Origin of the sequence: Shewanella bicestrii (assembly GCF_002216875.1) — a bacterium.
Classification (GTDB): domain Bacteria; phylum Pseudomonadota; class Gammaproteobacteria; order Enterobacterales; family Shewanellaceae; genus Shewanella; species Shewanella seohaensis.
Genome location: NZ_CP022358.1, coordinates 4,221,103 through 4,237,488 on the forward strand (window position 1 = coordinate 4,221,103; position 16,386 = coordinate 4,237,488).

Genomic DNA, 16,386 nt, shown 5'->3' on the forward strand with positions numbered 1-16,386 from the left:
AAGTATGACTCGATGCCAAGGGACCTGAATGCATTATTGTTTTAACGCTTTTGTGTTGGATACCCAGAACCGAACCTTGTTCTGCAACAACCAAAGGCTCCACTGCGACGAGCGCGTTATCCTGTTACTCGCAAAGCTAATCGACGCCTATCCCACCCATTGCGATCAGGCCTGCTTGCTCGAACATATTTGGCCCAATACCGTGGTGAGCAGTTGGTCCGTCGCAAGATTAATCTCAGATACCCGCAAATTATTCGAGGCAGCGGGCCTTAAGGTACCCATAATTCAAACCTTGCATGGCCGAGGGTATCGGCTCTCCCCCGATATCGCCGCCATTATTCGCTCCGATGCCGTCGCTAATAGTTTTGCCGCTCAAGACCACTCACTCGTAATAACAGATTACGCCACCAGCGCAGCCAACTCGAATACACTTCAACCCGCTCAAAAAAAGCCCTATTTCACCCTGCCGGGATTAGTCTTGATTGGTATCTTGTCGAGCGCAGTGCTTGCCCTGCTCTATCACAATCAAGCCGAACGCAACGGCCAATTAGTGTTGGCCGAGCCGCAAAACGTAAAAGCACGTATATTGTGGGTCGATGATCACCCAGAAAATAATCAGGCCGAGCGCCAGTTTTTAGAGCAAAAAAAGATTGGAGTTTACACCACCAAAACCAGCAGCGATGCACTCACACTGCTGAGTTTGTATAGCTACGATGCCATTATTACCGACATGGGCCGGGGCACGGATCCCCTCGCCGGCCTGAAACTGATGCAGGCAATCCGCGAGCGCGGCATTAACACGCCCATTTACCTCTACACCATCATGCCCTCCGAGGCGCTGCGGCAAAAAGCCCAAGAACATGGCGCGCAGGACATCGCCGTCGAAGCCGAAGACTTATATCAACACTTGATGCCACTCATCCGTTATGCCGACGAAGGCGTGGAGTAAAGCCACGCTCAACCTCAGCAAATTTTACTTCAATCTATTGATATTATTCACTTTCAAAAACATTCAATAAGTTTCAAAGACAAAATCCCTCCCGAGGATTTATATCTTGTTCAGGGTTCAGCACCTGAACCCTTCTGCCGATCGCTATCGCCCGAGCCCCAATGATGACTAACGACCATCCCGCTATGTGGGATAGCGAGTTGTTGCTGATATTTGCTCAGTAGCCTAAAAGGAATTTACATAATGAAGCCAATCTATCGACTTACGGTTCCCATTCTCTTAGGTCTCATGCTCGGCGCCTGTGGCGGCAGTGATGATGACGATGAAGATCCTAACCCCATTGAATCCCAGCAGTTTGCCATTAAAGGGACAGTAAAAGGACTGACCAACACCCTAAAACTCACCCTACAAACCAATGGCCAGACAGTAGAAACGCTTTCTGTTCAAAGTGATGGCACAGATAAGGCCTTTGCATTTTCGAATATGCAGAATGAAGGCGTTAGCTTTGCCATTACCGTTAATACGCAGCCAACGGCACAAACCTGTACCGTCACCAATGGCAGCGGCACCTTAAGCCAAAGCAATGCCGAAACAGCCCTCGTCACCTGTGAAACCAATGCTAATGCCGAATTAACCGGGATCTTTAGGGACAGCCCAGTAGCCGGGATCCATTATCAAACCGACAGCCAAACCGATGGCACCACCAGCGATATTGGTGAGTTTCAATACTTACAGGGGGAACAAGTCACCTTTTCGGTCGGCGCGATTCAGTTTCCCAGCACAGCTGCCAGCGCACTCGTCACTCCCACCGAAATTGCAGCGGGCAATGAGGTCACAAAGGTAAATATCCTGCAATTGCTGCAAACCCTAGATCAGGATTGCGATGTCGAAAATGGCATTCAGATCAAAAGCTCACACCATGATCTGCTCGCCAATACCGTACTGGATATCAGCAGTGCCGATTTTGACTCCCAACTCAACACCGCCTTTGCCAGCCTCGGCTCGGGCTTGAGTCTTATCGGTGAAGCCCAGGCCCTCAGCCATTTCGATAATTCGAATCGTAATCTGTTGCTGGGTAGCTGGCTGCTGTCGGAGGGAGAAGGCCAAAGTAATATTCTGACCTTTATCGACCATAACCGTTACCTATTGATCCACGAAGGTTCTGGCGATGGTGGCCAAGCGGCGGCCTCGGTCGAATACGGTAATTACACTTGGGACAGTGTGACAGGCAGCTTCAGTGTCAGCCTTATCGGCCAATCTGACGGCTCCGGCGGCCTGTACGATGGCAGCAGTGTCGTCAATAAGGCTGAGGTCAGTTTAACGACCCTCAAGCTGACCCTCACGGATAATGGCGCCAGCAATATCACACTCACTCGTATCGAAGATGCTAGCGATGCGTTAATCGGCACTTGGCATGTGTACGACCCCGAAACCGAGAACGACAGCTTTGTGACTTTCCTGCCCAATCAAGCCTATGCCATTGTGCATACCGCCAACTCCGACAGCTATGAGGGACAATCCCCCCAAGCGCAATCGGGAGAATTTGGTCATTACGTCAAAGATGCCAGTGGCTATAAGTTTACCGCCAGTGTCGAGTCCGACGGCCCGAATGGTCTCTATGATGCCCAGTCAGCCGACGCCCATCAGTTTTCATCCATCAGCACCAGCCAATGGGGCGAGATGATGGCGACTGAAAATGGCCCAGACGGCGGTACTTTCACCTTAGATAAGGTCGGCAGTTTTGTGACTGAGTTGGTCGATAAGCCTTCATCCGCCGCAGGTACCAGCCTTGGACGCATCACCTCAGTGCGGGACATCGAAGGCTTTAGCTACGACGCCACCGTCAATCGCCTGCTGCAATTCGACTTAATCTTTGCCACGGACACACAAAACCGCTGCACCACTGAGTTCGCCAATGGCCAATGCGGCGCACGTTACAACATGCTGGTGCAGAATGTGTCCGAGAATGATATGGGGGATGTGATTGGTGAAATCAGCCTGAACGAAGTCACCAGCAATGCCCAAGTGAACAGCGATTTTTATATGACGACCGCTGGCACACTGCACTTTGCCTTTAGTGGCAGTCAGACGATGACCATCAGCCCCTTGTTAGGCAAATCTTGCCAAGGCAATCAACGCGCCTTAGTGAGTTTAACCGATACCAGCAATAACCAATCGCTTTGGTTAGTCGAGTTAACCCCTGCCGCCCTATAGCTAAAGCTATCTTCCCTTTGTCGGGCTATGTTCTTCCGTAGTCCGGCATTTTTTTATGCTAAAAACCATGAACCCGTGAACACAGCTATTGCCTATCGAACCGTTTGAAATCGAGCCATATATAACCAGATTTATTTCAAAGCATGTTCAATAAGGATTAAGCACTTTCATTCCAGTGACACGCAGCAAGCACATCCCTGTGTGCTCGACCGTGACATCCATGTCACGGACGGTCACTTTCATGACAGTGCTTAATCCTATTAACCTTTGCGTATATCTGAAGCCAGTAAATCATCAAGGCAAAAAACTATTTTCGACACTATGTAACTAAATCCTGAATTATTGGAATACCAAAGAAAAGGTTGGAATTTTTATAGTGAATATCATGTCAGAACATTATTTTGGCCATTCATAGCTAGCTTTTTTAGAGACTAAGTGACTTTTAGCTACTTGCATGCAAAAAGAAAGCACATTATGTTCTTGTTTTATCTTGGTTGACTGATTTATTGGCTGAAAAAGGTGAGACAGTGGAAAAAGATCCATGGAAAAATAATACAGTAACTAATAAAAACAAACTTTGGTTTTACGTACTTTTAGGAATTTTAGTTTTATATGTTATTTCTGGTAATAAAACTCCTGACCAATCTAAAACTAACAGTACTCAAATCCAAAAAAAGGAAGTTATCAATAGCGAACCTTCTCAATACTTAATTACTCAATGTAGGGATAATATTAGTTCAGCGACCCTATATAAAAAAGAAAGGCTTAACTATATAGGCTCTGATGCAGGTAACGTTGTAATTGTGTACCTAAATGATTTTGGCAAAGCATTCAAGTTTCGGTGCATTGGTAATAATATTCAACTTTATGCTGAAGGCAGTGGTTCTTGGGTAACAATGTAGTTTCCAAAGGGTTAAATCTTTAATGCTTTTAGTGACCAACAGACAGCTCAACAATCAAAGGAATACACCATCCCCTCGGAGTTGCCGCAGGGCATTTGCGGTCGTTGCGTGAGCGAGGCATGGATGCCGAGATAGCGTCAGTCGAATCAGGGACGAGCGTCTGACGCGATAGCATAAGGGCGCTTAATGCCCAAGGGGCTTTCAACTCCGTTAGGGGCGGCAAGGGAGATCCAAGAGGGAATTGCTGTTGATCCCCTCTTGGTCGGGTGTGGGGTGAAGCCCCACGACTTTGACTTTGCTTTTAAAAGCAACCACCCATGCTTACTGACAAAGCCTTAAAACTTTGCACTCACGACAACACCGTTGAAATTAAGACAATCTTTAACTCTTTGCTGCTGGACCGAGCTAAGCGTGTCGATATCATGGAAGGCAAACTCTGAGTGTTCATGGCTTAAGCGAATCACCGCATCGGCAGATGCAAACTCACAACGAAAGATAAAGGCTTGGGATTGATAGGCGCTGTGATAATACACACCGCTCAGGTAGTGGACGTTCACCGCCAGCCCCAGTTCCTCTTGGCATTCACGCAGCAGGGCTTCGTGAATCGTTTCGCCGGGCTCTAAGGCGCCGCCGGGTAAGCCCCAGGCACAATTGCCGTAATTTGCCTTAAGGAGCAACACTTGGCCCGCATCGTTAGTGATCACCCCATGGCTACTGAGCCGAAATCTATCTTCAAATGCCATCGACCCATCCTACGTTGGCGCGATTACTGGTTCGCTATTTGCCATTAAAGGTATTGCAGCTGGCAAGCTTGCCTGAGGCAAAACCCGTCTTAAACCATTTTACCCTGTCAGCCGAACTGCCATGGGTAAAAGCTTCGGGTTGAACGGCTCGGCCAGCCATTTTTTGCAAGCGATCGTCCCCCACGGCACTCGCAGCAGCGATGCCCTCTTCTACATCTCCGGCTTCGAGCAGATTGAGCTGCCTGTCGACATAATGCCCCCACACGCCAGCGTAACAGTCGGCTTGCAATTCGAGGGCAACACTCAGTTGATTGGCCTGCGCCTTGCCCGCGGCTTGCTGCGCCTGACGCACTTTAGTGCTGGTCCCGAGTAGGTTCTGCACATGGTGACCCACCTCGTGGGCAATCACATAGGCGAAGGCAAAATCCCCCGGTGCCCCAAGTTTTTTCAGCTCCTCAAGAAAACTCAAGTCGATATAAACTTTGCTATCAGCGGGGCAATAGAAAGGCCCAGATTGCGCCTGTCCCATACCGCATCCCGTTGAGGTCATATTGCGATAGAGCACCAGTTTGGGCTCGACATATCGCCCCTGCAGCAATTGATTCCAGACGGTTTCGGTGGTGCCGAGGATCGCCGCCACAAACTGGGCATTTTCATCTTGAGCGGCCGTATTGCTGGCCGATTGTGATTGGCTGAACCCCGCTTGATGGCTCGGGTCTAGGGACAATCCACCGGTAAAATATTGAAACGCAAAATACAATCCGCCTAGCAGCAATATCACTCGGCCGATTTTGGTGCGAAGTAAAAAAGGCAGCAAGCGCAGCAGGAGCGCGCTGGGCACGCCCGCGGACGCCATCTGTTGGTCACGTCTGTCTTCGATATTGGAGCTGCGGTCACTGTCACGCCAACGCATTGGATTTCCTAGGCTATGGGTATGGGAGCTAGATTTCAGTGTAGCCGTTATTTGGGATCATTCTGCTCGGCGGGCGCCGCTTTTAACGAGCGTAAAAACAGCCCTAGCCCACCAAAGGCTAACACTAAAATCACGATCAAATCGAAGGCCGACATGGCCCTAAAGTGAAACTGAATCGAGCTTATCACGCCGACAATTAAAGCGACTAAGGAGCCTAAGGTCAGCAGCCAACCGAGCTTGGTCTTGGCATCAAAAAACACCATCACAATCCCGAGGATAAACGGCAGCATCACCATACCTGTGGTGATCGAGAATCCCTGCCCAAAGGCATTCATGCGGTAGAGTCCATAACCCAGTCCAAAACTGGAGCTTACCTGTATCGCATTGAATAACAGATAAAATCCTGCACACATCATGGCAAGCCCAATAAAAAATTGGCCAATACCGCCCTGTGTTCCTCCCGCTCCCTTCATACCAATCCTTTTCTATTGACGTTGTTGAATCGCTTTGTCGACAGCTTCTTTAAGCTGTTGGTCCTCTGCAGCCTTTTTGGCTTTCTCGTGGGCTGCTAACTGTTTATCCGCCTCGGCCACGCAGCGCTGTTTATCTAGCATGGGTTCATAGGGGTCGACATCCGTCCGGGCAGAACAGGCTAACTCGGCACAGGCAGAGGTCAACAGTGATGCGGACAAGACTAACATAATCAAAGGGGTTTTCATCTTCGGCTCCTCAACAAAATAGCTACACTTAACCAAGCTAACATTGGCAAGCTTTACTTGAGCTGTATCGATTATGTGCTCAACGATATTGACACAGATCCACGAAAGGCAAACACTGAGTGATGTTTTTTTATCCACCCATGACCGACGCCCCATTGGTTCATCACGGGGCTAATTAAGACAAGGACTGCGCTTGAATACTCTACTCTTAGGTAAAGGTGAGCAACAGGTTCACTTAAATCTTAAATATGCCAACCGCCACGGACTGATCGCAGGCGCTACTGGGACGGGGAAAACCGTTTCGCTGATGACCCTCGCCGAAGGCTTCTCCCGCCAAGGTGTGCCGGTATTTATCACCGACATTAAAGGTGATATCTCTGGGCTTGGCGTCGCGGGCACACCAAACGACAAACTCTTCCAGCGGGCCGCCGAAATCGGGATTGAGGAATATCAAACCGAGGCCAATCCGGTGGTTTTCTGGGATTTGGCAGGAGAGCAAGGACACCCCTTACGCACAACCGTGAGCGAGATGGGGCCGACCCTGCTCGGGCGCATTCTCGAACTCAATGACACCCAAAGCAGTATTTTAGACATAGTGTTTCAACTGGCTGACGACCAAGGTTTATTGTTACTCGATCTCGACGATCTTCGCGCTATGCTCAACTTAGTCGCCGATGAGCGCAAAGATATCTCCGCCAAGTATGGGCTTATCAGCGCCCAGTCCCTCGCCGCCATTCAACGTTCGGTCCTCGGCTTAGAGCGCGATGGCGGCAAAGACTTTTTCGGCGAGCCAGCGCTTCAACTCGAAGACTTGATGCGCACTAACTTGCAAGGGCGCGGCATTATCAATCTGTTAGCCGCTAATAAGTTAATCCTGACCCCTAACCTCTATTCCAGTTTCTTACTCTGGCTGCTATCAGAACTCTTTGAAAACCTGCCCGAAGTCGGCGATCTCGATAAACCCAAGTTAGTCTTCTTTATCGATGAGGCACACTTATTGTTTGAAGGCTGCCCAGCAAGTTTGCTTAAACGCATAGAGCAGATTATGCGGCTTATCCGCTCCAAGGGCGTCGGGGTGTATTTTTGCTCGCAGTTTCCTGACGATATTCCCAACGAGATCTTAGGTCAGCTCGGTAATCGGATTCAGCATGCCCTCAGGGCGTATACCCCAAGGGATCAAAAAGCCGTTAAAACCGCGGCGGAGACCTTTGTGCCCAACCCTAAATTGGTGGTCAGCGAGGTGATTTCACAACTTGCCGTGGGCGAAGCTTTAGTCTCGACACTCGCCGAGAAAGGTGTGCCTACTATGGTGGAACGCGCCCTGATTGCACCGCCCCGCTGTCGCATGGGGCCCGCAAGTGCGGAGGAGTTAAACGCCATTCGTGCCAAGAGTCCCATTGGCGGCAAGTACGACACTTTAATCAACCGAGAGTCCGCCTACGAGCGGCTCAATCAACGGCACGCCGAAGCGGCCAATGGCGCCACTAACACCAAAACCGCAAATACGCCCGCCGCCCAAGAAGCGGAGCAAGGCTGGTTTAGCGAACTGATCTTTGGCAATAAACGCCGCCAAGGATTGGCCGAAACCCTCTCCAAACAAGCGGCGCGAACCGTGGGTAATCAACTCGGCAAACAAATATTGCGCGGACTACTCGGCGGCATACTCGGCAAGTCGACCCGCAGGTAATGGCGCAAGGCTAAAATCGTGCGCTAAACCGCATATTTTATATACACATTGGCACTACCATTAGCGTGAATTATTCTAAGTAGTGAGTGGATCTTAGTTAGGATTTAGGTGATAAGATTATTTTGCGAGTACCGCTCAGAGAGGCAAATAAATTCAAGTAATTTACCAATAGTTTTAAATAGTTGTGATTTAAAAATGGTGTAATTCGAGTTTAATCGTTTCGCTTTAATCAGGACATCATGGAACGGGTTTTACGCAAATGGCTTACATGATTAGCCTGATGAACAACCACTGAAAGTACATGGAGTTAACTATGAGTAAAGAGCAAAAAAATCGCAAAGAGGCCAAGAAAAAGCCATTAATGACGATGAAGGAAAAACGTGCCGCAAAACACGCCAAAAACGCGTCTAAAGGTCTCCTCGATAACGTTAAATAATATTGTGGCACTTTAGGGTGCGCCTCCAATATCGACAATTAAGGGTTAACTGCGGTTAGCCCTTTTTATTGGCTCGATCTCGGTTTTTGGTTATTTATCCCGCAAACAACACAGATTAAGTTATCAATAAGGTAATGATTTAATTAGCCTAAGCCCTTAACTGAAAATGTCACCTAGACTAAAGCAACATGCACATTGCTTGAGTCTTTTGCTAAGGTTTTATTTACCTAGATCACCCAGAACCACAATCGCAGCTAAGTTACCGATTTATCAGCTTATTCCATTTTAGCAATCACAGCACCCGACGCTCGCTAGCCCTATTGGAATATTGGCTATACGCCTAATAAATCACGATTTAGACTGCATATAAACTCGTGACAAAGCCTGTATTTTGAGCAGATTTGGGTATATAAGTAGTGATACTAAAGTAGCAATCAAACAGTCCGATTTACCTTACCCTATATAACACAATAAAAAATAAGGATATTTCAGCATGAAAATCAACAAACGTTTTATCGCCGTTGGCGCAGCATTAACGCTCTCACTCAGCGCAGCCTCAATGGCGGCCGCACCTGCCTTTATCAATATCTTAACTGGCGGCACCAGTGGCGTGTATTACCCCATTGGTGTGGCACTGTCGCAGCTCTATGGCTCAGGCATTGAAGGCGCCAAAACCTCAGTGCAAGCCACTAAAGCCTCGGTTGAGAACCTTAACTTGCTGCAAGCGGGCCGTGGTGAGTTGGCCTTAGCCTTAGGCGATTCAGTGGCTGCTGCCTATCAAGGCGATGCCGATGCAGGCTTTAAAAAGCCATTAGATAAGGTGCGCGTGCTCGCAGCCGCTTACCCTAACTACATTCAAATTGTGGCCAATAAGGAATCTGGCATCAAAACCTTAGCCGATTTGAAAGGTAAACGTATTTCTGTCGGTGCGCCTAAGTCAGGCACCGAACTCAACGCGCGCGCCATTTTTAAAGCCGCGGGTTTAAGCTACGAAGACATGGGCAAAGTGGAATTTTTACCCTATGCCGAATCGGTCGAGCTGATTAAAAACCGTCAGTTAGATGCGACCTTACAATCTTCGGGCTTAGGTATGGCAGCTATCCGCGATTTAGCCGCGACTATGCCAATCAACTTTGTGGAAATTCCCGAAGATGTGATCGGCAAAATCAATAACCCAGCCTATCAACATGGGGTGATCCCAGCAGCCACCTACGAAGGCCAAACCGCCGATGTCTCTACGGTTGCGATTCAAAACCTCTTTGTGACTCAAGCCGGTGTGTCTGACGATTTAGCCTATCAGATGACTAAACTGATGTTTGAGCATTTAGACCGTCTCGGCAACGCCCACTCAGCGGCGAAAGCCATTCAATTAGACAAGGCAACCAAAAATCTGCCTGCGCCACTGCACCCAGGTGCTGAGCGTTATTTCAAAGAAGTTGGCGCACTCTAAGGGTGTAACCTCAATCTGTGCGACCCATTTTTCACCTAAGCACTTGAGTGATAGCGTCACTCAAGTGCTGCGTCGCCCTCTGTAGTCTAATGCTGTGAGGCATAAATATGAGCGATTCCGAACAAGGACTAGGCGCTAAGACCAGTGACTGGCCCAAGGCGCTGTTTTACACCGCGCTACTTTTCTCTATTTTTCAAATCATTACCGCCGCCTTTCATCCCGTATCGACCCAAGTTTTGCGGGCAACCCATGTAGGCTTTTTACTGTTAATCGTATTTTTAAGTTATCCGGCGGTGGGCAAGTCTCGCCCTTGGCAACCCTTAGCCTGGGTGCTTGGCCTTGCGGGCATGGCAACGGCCGCCTATCAATGGTTTTTTGAGGCCGATTTGATCCAGCGTTCCGGTGAACTCACCGATGCCGATATGGTAATTGGCGTGGTGTTGATTGTCTTAGTGTTTGAAGCTGCGCGACGGGTGATGGGCTGGGCACTGCCGATTATCTGCTGTATTTTCTTGGCCTACGGCTTATTCGGCCAATATCTCCCCGGTGACTTAATGCACCGTGGCTACGGCGTTGACCAAATTATCAACCAGTTATCTTTCGGTACCGAAGGGCTCTACGGCACACCAACCTATGTGTCGGCTACCTATATCTTCCTGTTTATTCTCTTTGGTGCCTTTTTAGAACAAGCGGGGATGATCCGTCTGTTTACCGATTTTGCCATGGGATTATTCGGCCATAAACTCGGCGGCCCGGCGAAAGTGGCCGTGGTTTCTTCGGCGATGATGGGCACAATTACGGGCTCGGGCGTTGCCAACGTGGTGACCACGGGGCAATTTACCATTCCCTTGATGAAACGCTTCGGCTACCGCCCCGCCTTTGCCGGCGGTGTAGAAGCCACTTCCAGTATGGGCAGCCAAATTATGCCGCCCATCATGGGCGCGGTGGCCTTTATCATGGCCGAAACCATTAACGTGCCGTTTATTGAAATCGCCAAAGCGGCGTTAATCCCCGCGTTATTGTATTTCAGCTCAGTGTTCTGGATGGTGCATCTGGAAGCCAAACGCGCCAATCTCTGTGGTTTGCCTAAGGATCAATGTCCCGATCCCTGGGCGGCAGTGAAGGAGCGCTGGTATCTGCTGATCCCACTGTTTATTTTGATTTACTTGCTGTTTTCAGGACGCACGCCACTGTTCTCCGGCATGGTCGGTTTAGCACTGACTTCGATTGTGATCTTAGGCTCTGCGATTGTGCTGCGCCTACCTTCTAATGCGATGCGCTTCGCCTTTTGGATTGCCCTTGGGGTGTTGTGTGCCGGCTTCTTCCAGATGGGAATCGCCGTCGTCTTTGGGGTCATCGCCTTACTCGTCGCTGTCTGCTGGTTTATCAAAGGGGGCAAAGATACCCTGACCATCTGCCTGCACGCCTTAGTCGATGGCGCTCGCCATGCGGTGCCCGTGGGGATTGCCTGCGCCCTAGTTGGGGTGATTATCGGTATCGTCTCGCTGACGGGGATAGCCTCAACCTTCGCCAGTTACATCCTCGCCGTGGGTCAAGATAACCTCTTCCTCTCGCTGGTGTTAACTATGCTCACCTGCATGGTGTTGGGCATGGGCATCCCGAGTATCCCTAACTACATTATTACTAGCTCGATTGCCGCACCCGCCCTGCTGGACTTAGGTGTGCCGCTGATCGTCTCCCATATGTTTGTGTTTTACTTCGGGATTATGGCCGACCTCACGCCTCCCGTCGCCTTGGCCTGCTTTGCCGCCGCGCCAATCGCAAAAGAATCGGGGCTGAAGATCAGTCTATGGGCGATTCGCATCGCTATCGCTGGCTTTGTGATCCCCTTTATGGCGGTTTACGATCCGGCGCTTATGCTACAAAGCGATAGCTGGCTTGCCATCGGCTTTGTGATGTTAAAAGCCACCGTGGGCATTGGTATCTGGGGCGTGATCTTCACCGGTTTCTTACTGCAAAAACTCTATTGGTGGGAACGGGTTATCGGCTTCCTCGCCGGTGCCAGTTTAATCCTTGCGACACCGCTCAGTGATGAAATCGGCTTTGGTCTGGCGCTACTCTTTATCGTGCAGCACAGCCTTAGAGCGCGCAAACTGAAACGTCTTGCCGAGCAGGGGTAAGGTTTTGAGTGTATGCAAAGGTAAGGCAATAAGATGCTAGGTCTATGTTTAGGCCTAGCCGGCACTCTGTGGGCGCAAGTGCCCACAGAGCAGTTCACCCTCGCGTGGAACCACAGCATAGAAAAAATCCGCTGGGAAGAAGACTATCAAGTCACCACTCAAGGATTACGCCTCACTGAGGCCAGAGTCAAAGGCACGGGGGCGGGAATGGAAATCCCCGATGATGCGGTGTTTAGCAATGGCAGTTGGCATTATCAACCTAAGTTGCCCGTGCTGCCGAGATTACGCCTAGGGCGCACACCCGAGGCGGGGGATTTTGAGCTGTGCTTCACTCAAGCTTCGGGGGAGACGCAGTGCCAAGCCATGAGTCATTGGATTGGCCCGCCGAACACACACGATGCTGCCGTAGAGGTGTGGGGCTGTAAGCTGTGAAATGTCGCTTTATAAAGACGCACAAATAAGGCGCGCAAATAAGGCGCGTCTGCCGTCGATTAACGGTCAATAGCGCTCTCATTCCGAGAGAAACTGTAGCCGTTTTTCCCTTGGTGTTTAATACGATACATAGCGGCATCGGCGCGATCGCAGCTTTGAGCAAAACGATCACCGTACTCAAAAATATCGATACCAATACTCAGGCTAATCGCCACCTCGCAACCATCGAGTAAGAAACGTTGTCGATAAACATCCAATAAGGATTGTGCGAGCATACTTAAGGCTTCGATATCCGAAGTGGGCAGGACAATCACAAACTCGTCCCCGCCGAGCCGCGCGATCTTCGCCTGCACGCCCGAATGCTCCACTAAGGAATGCGCCACATGCACCAATAAGTTATCGCCAAACTTGTGACCATGGTGATCATTTAAGGCTTTAAAACCATCAAGATCGATAAAGAATAACGCCCCGCGCTGGCCAGGTTGCAATAACTCATCGAAGGCCTTAGTGATGGCTTGGCGGTTCATCAGGTTGGTGAGAGGATCGCTATGGGCTAACCGAGCTAAATCCAGCTCATAGCGCTTTTCTTGAGTGATATCGATATGGCTGCCCATCATCCGCAGCGGCGTGCCATCGGGTAGACGCTCAACAATGCGGCCACGATCCGAGACCCAAGTGATGCTGCCATCTTTGTGCAGCATGCGATGTACGACCTGATAATAATCGGCCTTGCCATTCACATGGTCTTCAAAGGCTTTGATTACCCAGTCTTTATCCTCTGGATGAAGTTTACTTTTCCAGCTGTCGACATGGGCACGAAGCTCCTCGCGGCTAAAGCCGAGCAGTTCGCCCCACTTCACATTGAACAGGGTGAGATTGCCACTGGGAACATGCTGCTCCCACAAGCACAAGCCATTGCCATCGAGGGCGGCAAACAGTTTTTCTTCGGCGCGATTATTGAGCGCCGTTAACCGCGCATTTTCACGTTTAAGCTCGGCGATTTCGGCCTGAAGTTGCTTTATTTGTGCTGCAGAATCCGCTACCACGAAAAGTCTCTGTTGTTAGGTTGGGGGATTTTCGTCCAGTGTAAAACAGTTAAAGCCGAAGGGACATAGTAAAAAGGATAAAGCCAAAGGGAGCTGGCAAGCCGCACAAAGGAGTCAGCCAGATGCTGACTCCACCAAGCTGACGCTTAATCGCGGGTGAGCACTTCAAGCAATTCAATCTCAAAGGTGAGGTCAGAATTTGGCTTGATATGGGCACCAATTTGACGCTCGCCGTAGGCTAAATGCGCAGGGACGAATAACTTACGTTTACCGCCAACCTTCATGCCCATCAGTCCTTGATCCCAACCTTTAATCACTCGGCCAGTGCCAATCACGCATTGAAATGCCTGACCACGGTCATAGGAGGAATCAAACTGAGTGCCATCCTGCAAAAAACCGCGGTATTGAGTGGTGATCAACGCGCCTTTTACGGCCTCTTTTCCTTCGCCGATTACCAGATCGACAACTTCTAATTCAGTCATTAAATTAATCTCTTCGTCTTCACTTACATACAAGTGATCCATCAAAGTGTCTATTCTAACATCGCCAACCGAGCTTGTCGGTGCAGCTCACCCATTTTGTGGTGCAGGTTTCGATACGCCTTTACCTCCCTTTAAATTTGCCACGGCGTCCCCATATCTACAGCATGCATTGAGCTAAGGAGCCATTCCATGATTATCGCCTGCCCCCACTGTGACACCTTGAACCGCGTGCCCCAAGAGCGGTTAACCGAGCAGCCTACCTGCGGCAAATGTAAACAGAATCTTTTTACGGCGGCGCCCATTGAGCTCACGAGCGCCAATTTTATCAATCATGCTCACAAGTCAGAGTTGCCACTCGTTGTTGATTTTTGGGCGAGCTGGTGCGGCCCCTGCAAAAGCTTTGCCCCCACCTTTTCGGCGGCAGCCAAAGCATGGGAACCACAATTTCGCTTCGGAAAGATTAATACCGAGGAGCAACAGGCGTTGGCGGCGCAATTTGGGATCCGCTCTATCCCTACGCTGATGATATTCAAACAGGGGCATGTTATCGCCCAGCAAGCGGGCGCCTTACCCAAGTCGGCGCTCGACCAATGGCTGCAGAGTTATTGCTAGAATCTATAGTTTCGCCCATAAAAATACCCAGCCTAGCTGGGTATTTTATTTGAATGAATCAGGCGCGTTTACACTTCCCAGAAGGTGTGGGCAATAATGCCCAGCACTATCATGCTGAGGAAGTTAACTATCATGCCCACTCGCACCATTTCCGACTGCTTAATATGGCCAGAGCCGTAAACAATGGCGTTAGGCGGCGTCGCCACAGGCAACATAAAGGCGCAGGAAGCCGCAATACCAATCAGCACTGAGAGCATCACTGGCGATACCCCTAATGCTTCGGCAATCGCCGCAAATACAGGCACTAACAGCGCGGCACTCGCGGTATTACTGGCAAACTCGGTCAGCATCACCACGAAAGCGATTACCGCGAACACGAACAGCGACATATGGGTGCTACCAAAAATATCCGTCATCCAGTGCGCGAGGAACACGCTGGTACCGGTACTTTTGAGCACGGCACTCAAGGTTAAACCGCCACCGAACAGGATCAATACGCCCCAGTCAGTGGTCGATTCGATCTTCTTCCAACCCACGAGCCCGAGTCCTGCCAGCAACACTACAGTGCCAAGGGCGACGACGGTATCAAATTGCGAGATCCCACCGAGCGCTTTTGCCAGCGGCACACTGAAAATCCAGCAACAAACCGTCGCGAGGAAGATAACTAAGGTCAGTTTGCCTTGGAAAGTCAGTTTTTGTTCTTCAACATCCAACTTACATTGCGCTGATAGATCCGGCTTAAAGTACCAGTAGAGTGCCAAAAGCATCATAGGTAACATCAAGATCACCGTTGGAATACCAAACTTCAGCCAGTCGCTAAAGCTCAGGCCGACCTGCGCTGCGGCAATCGCGTTTGGCGGGCTGCCGACTAAGGTACCAATGCCACCAATGTTGGCGGAATAGGCAATCCCAAGCAGTAAGAACACATAAGTGCTGTGGTACATCTTGCGATCGAGCTGCTGCAAAATCCCCAGCGCGAGTGGCAACATCATCGCCGTGGTTGCTGTGTTACTGATCCACATAGATAGCAGCGCCGTCACGCCAAACAGCATTAAACAGGCAATACTGAGTTTACCCTTGGAAGCCAGCAATAATTTTTGCGCGATTAAAGTATCGATCTTTTGATGGTGCAGCGCCGCAGCTAATACAAAACCACCGAAAAACAGATAGATAATGGGATTGGCAAAGTTACTCATGGCTTCTTTGGTTTCAAACACCCCAAAGAATACCGCCAAAATCGGCACTAAAATCGCCGTGATACTGATGTGAATCGCTTCGCTTAACCACAAGATGGCGGCAAACACTAAGATAGCCAGCCCTGTATTGACCCCTTGGTCAAAGGGTAAACCGTAATACAGCGCGAATAGCAGCAGAATATCCGCCACTAAGATCAGCATTTTTTTCTTTTCAAGCCCGGCATTCGCGGGCGAATGATTGGGGGGAACCGACGTTGATTGCTCTAAGGACATGGTGACAACCTTTATACCATTATTTTTTTAGGCAAATTTAGGGCATAGGTCACACTTGGCAAAGCAGTTTATTTTGTGCTTTTGCCACCAAGCAACCACAAACACTGCAGACAAAAGGCGCAAAAATGCCATTTTCGAGATAAAAATCACCTGTTTTTGATCTGAACTTATGTACAAAATTTTCAAACGCA

General features: G+C 49.7%; 16 protein-coding genes. 9 read left to right on the forward strand and 7 right to left on the reverse strand.

The genetic code is table 11. The features are described 5' to 3' along the window. Positions 1-28 precede the first annotated feature (28 nt). The 3 genes from CF168_RS18485 to CF168_RS18495 all read left to right on the forward strand — a co-directional run bounded on the left by CF168_RS18485 (position 29) and on the right by CF168_RS18495 (position 4,065). Complete coding sequence (locus CF168_RS18485) at positions 29-949, forward strand: response regulator (protein WP_089068598.1); 921 nt, start codon at positions 29-31, stop codon at positions 947-949. Positions 950-1,192: 243 nt separating this feature from the next. Further along, positions 1,193-3,163, forward strand: a complete 1,971-nt coding sequence (locus CF168_RS18490; protein WP_089068599.1) for a hypothetical protein — start codon at positions 1,193-1,195, stop codon at positions 3,161-3,163. A 527-nt stretch (positions 3,164-3,690) separates the two neighbouring features. Beyond that, positions 3,691-4,065, forward strand: a complete 375-nt coding sequence (locus tag CF168_RS18495; RefSeq protein ID WP_089068600.1) for a hypothetical protein — start codon at positions 3,691-3,693, stop codon at positions 4,063-4,065. Between the two features lie 335 nt (positions 4,066-4,400). Here CF168_RS18495 and CF168_RS18500 read toward each other — a convergent pair whose 3' ends face one another. From CF168_RS18500 to CF168_RS18515, 4 genes are read right to left on the reverse strand one after another with little or no spacing between them, the layout of a single operon-like run. Then, a complete protein-coding gene (locus tag CF168_RS18500; RefSeq protein ID WP_089068601.1) occupies positions 4,401-4,808 on the reverse strand; it encodes an NUDIX hydrolase in 408 nt (135 codons plus the stop codon). A gap of 34 nt (positions 4,809-4,842) precedes the next feature. Continuing rightward, the gene (ypfJ, locus tag CF168_RS18505; RefSeq protein WP_089068602.1) at positions 4,843-5,721 is read right to left on the reverse strand and encodes a KPN_02809 family neutral zinc metallopeptidase; all 879 of its coding nucleotides are present in this window, start codon (positions 5,719-5,721) and stop codon (positions 4,843-4,845) included. Between the two features lie 47 nt (positions 5,722-5,768). Next, a complete protein-coding gene (locus tag CF168_RS18510) occupies positions 5,769-6,194 on the reverse strand; it encodes a hypothetical protein (protein ID WP_089068603.1) in 426 nt (141 codons plus the stop codon). A 12-nt stretch (positions 6,195-6,206) separates the two neighbouring features. Beyond that, entirely contained in the window at positions 6,207-6,440 is a 234-nt protein-coding gene (locus CF168_RS18515) for a hypothetical protein (protein WP_011621266.1), read from the reverse strand. Between the two features lie 193 nt (positions 6,441-6,633). Between CF168_RS18515 and CF168_RS18520 the strand changes: the two genes are divergently transcribed. From CF168_RS18520 to CF168_RS18540, 5 genes are all read left to right on the forward strand, one after another. Continuing rightward, positions 6,634-8,127: a helicase HerA-like domain-containing protein gene (locus CF168_RS18520; protein WP_089068604.1), complete on the forward strand. Its 1,494-nt coding sequence runs from the start codon at positions 6,634-6,636 to the stop codon at positions 8,125-8,127. 313 nt (positions 8,128-8,440) lie between these two features. Next, positions 8,441-8,563 carry a hypothetical protein gene (locus CF168_RS22675; protein WP_039978852.1) on the forward strand — a complete coding sequence of 41 codons (123 nt, stop codon included), beginning with the start codon at positions 8,441-8,443 and terminating at the stop codon, positions 8,561-8,563. Between the two features lie 493 nt (positions 8,564-9,056). Then, positions 9,057-10,013, forward strand: a complete 957-nt coding sequence (locus CF168_RS18530) for a TAXI family TRAP transporter solute-binding subunit (RefSeq protein ID WP_011627359.1) — start codon at positions 9,057-9,059, stop codon at positions 10,011-10,013. 107 nt (positions 10,014-10,120) lie between these two features. Beyond that, complete coding sequence (locus tag CF168_RS18535; protein ID WP_011627360.1) at positions 10,121-12,154, forward strand: TRAP transporter permease; 2,034 nt, start codon at positions 10,121-10,123, stop codon at positions 12,152-12,154. A 33-nt stretch (positions 12,155-12,187) separates the two neighbouring features. Continuing rightward, a complete protein-coding gene (locus CF168_RS18540) occupies positions 12,188-12,586 on the forward strand; it encodes a DUF1850 domain-containing protein (RefSeq protein WP_089068605.1) in 399 nt (132 codons plus the stop codon). Positions 12,587-12,645: 59 nt separating this feature from the next. On the opposite strand, the gene CF168_RS18545 is transcribed toward CF168_RS18540, so the two are convergent. Together CF168_RS18545 and CF168_RS18550 are read right to left on the reverse strand one after the other, a co-directional pair. Continuing rightward, on the reverse strand, positions 12,646-13,632 hold the full coding sequence (locus CF168_RS18545; protein ID WP_089068606.1) for a sensor domain-containing diguanylate cyclase: 987 nt from the start codon (positions 13,630-13,632) through the stop codon (positions 12,646-12,648). A 146-nt stretch (positions 13,633-13,778) separates the two neighbouring features. After that, positions 13,779-14,114, reverse strand: a complete 336-nt coding sequence (locus CF168_RS18550; protein ID WP_011621259.1) for an FKBP-type peptidyl-prolyl cis-trans isomerase — start codon at positions 14,112-14,114, stop codon at positions 13,779-13,781. 189 nt (positions 14,115-14,303) lie between these two features. Between CF168_RS18550 and trxC the strand changes: the two genes are divergently transcribed. Next, positions 14,304-14,726, forward strand: a complete 423-nt coding sequence (gene trxC, locus CF168_RS18555; protein ID WP_089068607.1) for a thioredoxin TrxC — start codon at positions 14,304-14,306, stop codon at positions 14,724-14,726. Between the two features lie 68 nt (positions 14,727-14,794). Here the strand turns inward: trxC and CF168_RS18560 are convergent, their stop codons facing one another. After that, positions 14,795-16,195 carry a DASS family sodium-coupled anion symporter gene (locus tag CF168_RS18560; RefSeq protein ID WP_089068608.1) on the reverse strand — a complete coding sequence of 467 codons (1,401 nt, stop codon included), beginning with the start codon at positions 16,193-16,195 and terminating at the stop codon, positions 14,795-14,797. Positions 16,196-16,386 lie beyond the last annotated feature (191 nt).

What these genes read in the sequence shown, in the direction of transcription:
- CF168_RS18485 (WP_089068598.1), top strand. Translation starts at nt 29, where the DNA reads ATGCATTATTGTTTTAACGCTTTTGTGTTGGATACCCAGAACCGAACC.
- CF168_RS18490 (WP_089068599.1), top strand. Translation starts at nt 1,193, where the DNA reads ATGAAGCCAATCTATCGACTTACGGTTCCCATTCTCTTAGGTCTCATG.
- CF168_RS18500 (WP_089068601.1), bottom strand. Translation starts at nt 4,808, where the DNA reads ATGGCATTTGAAGATAGATTTCGGCTCAGTAGCCATGGGGTGATCACT.
- ypfJ (WP_089068602.1), bottom strand. Translation starts at nt 5,721, where the DNA reads ATGCGTTGGCGTGACAGTGACCGCAGCTCCAATATCGAAGACAGACGT.
- CF168_RS18510 (WP_089068603.1), bottom strand. Translation starts at nt 6,194, where the DNA reads ATGAAGGGAGCGGGAGGAACACAGGGCGGTATTGGCCAATTTTTTATT.
- CF168_RS18515 (WP_011621266.1), bottom strand. Translation starts at nt 6,440, where the DNA reads ATGAAAACCCCTTTGATTATGTTAGTCTTGTCCGCATCACTGTTGACC.
- CF168_RS22675 (WP_039978852.1), top strand. Translation starts at nt 8,441, where the DNA reads ATGAGTAAAGAGCAAAAAAATCGCAAAGAGGCCAAGAAAAAGCCATTA.
- CF168_RS18530 (WP_011627359.1), top strand. Translation starts at nt 9,057, where the DNA reads ATGAAAATCAACAAACGTTTTATCGCCGTTGGCGCAGCATTAACGCTC.
- CF168_RS18535 (WP_011627360.1), top strand. Translation starts at nt 10,121, where the DNA reads ATGAGCGATTCCGAACAAGGACTAGGCGCTAAGACCAGTGACTGGCCC.
- CF168_RS18540 (WP_089068605.1), top strand. Translation starts at nt 12,188, where the DNA reads ATGCTAGGTCTATGTTTAGGCCTAGCCGGCACTCTGTGGGCGCAAGTG.
- CF168_RS18550 (WP_011621259.1), bottom strand. Translation starts at nt 14,114, where the DNA reads ATGACTGAATTAGAAGTTGTCGATCTGGTAATCGGCGAAGGAAAAGAG.
- trxC (WP_089068607.1), top strand. Translation starts at nt 14,304, where the DNA reads ATGATTATCGCCTGCCCCCACTGTGACACCTTGAACCGCGTGCCCCAA.
- CF168_RS18560 (WP_089068608.1), bottom strand. Translation starts at nt 16,195, where the DNA reads ATGTCCTTAGAGCAATCAACGTCGGTTCCCCCCAATCATTCGCCCGCG.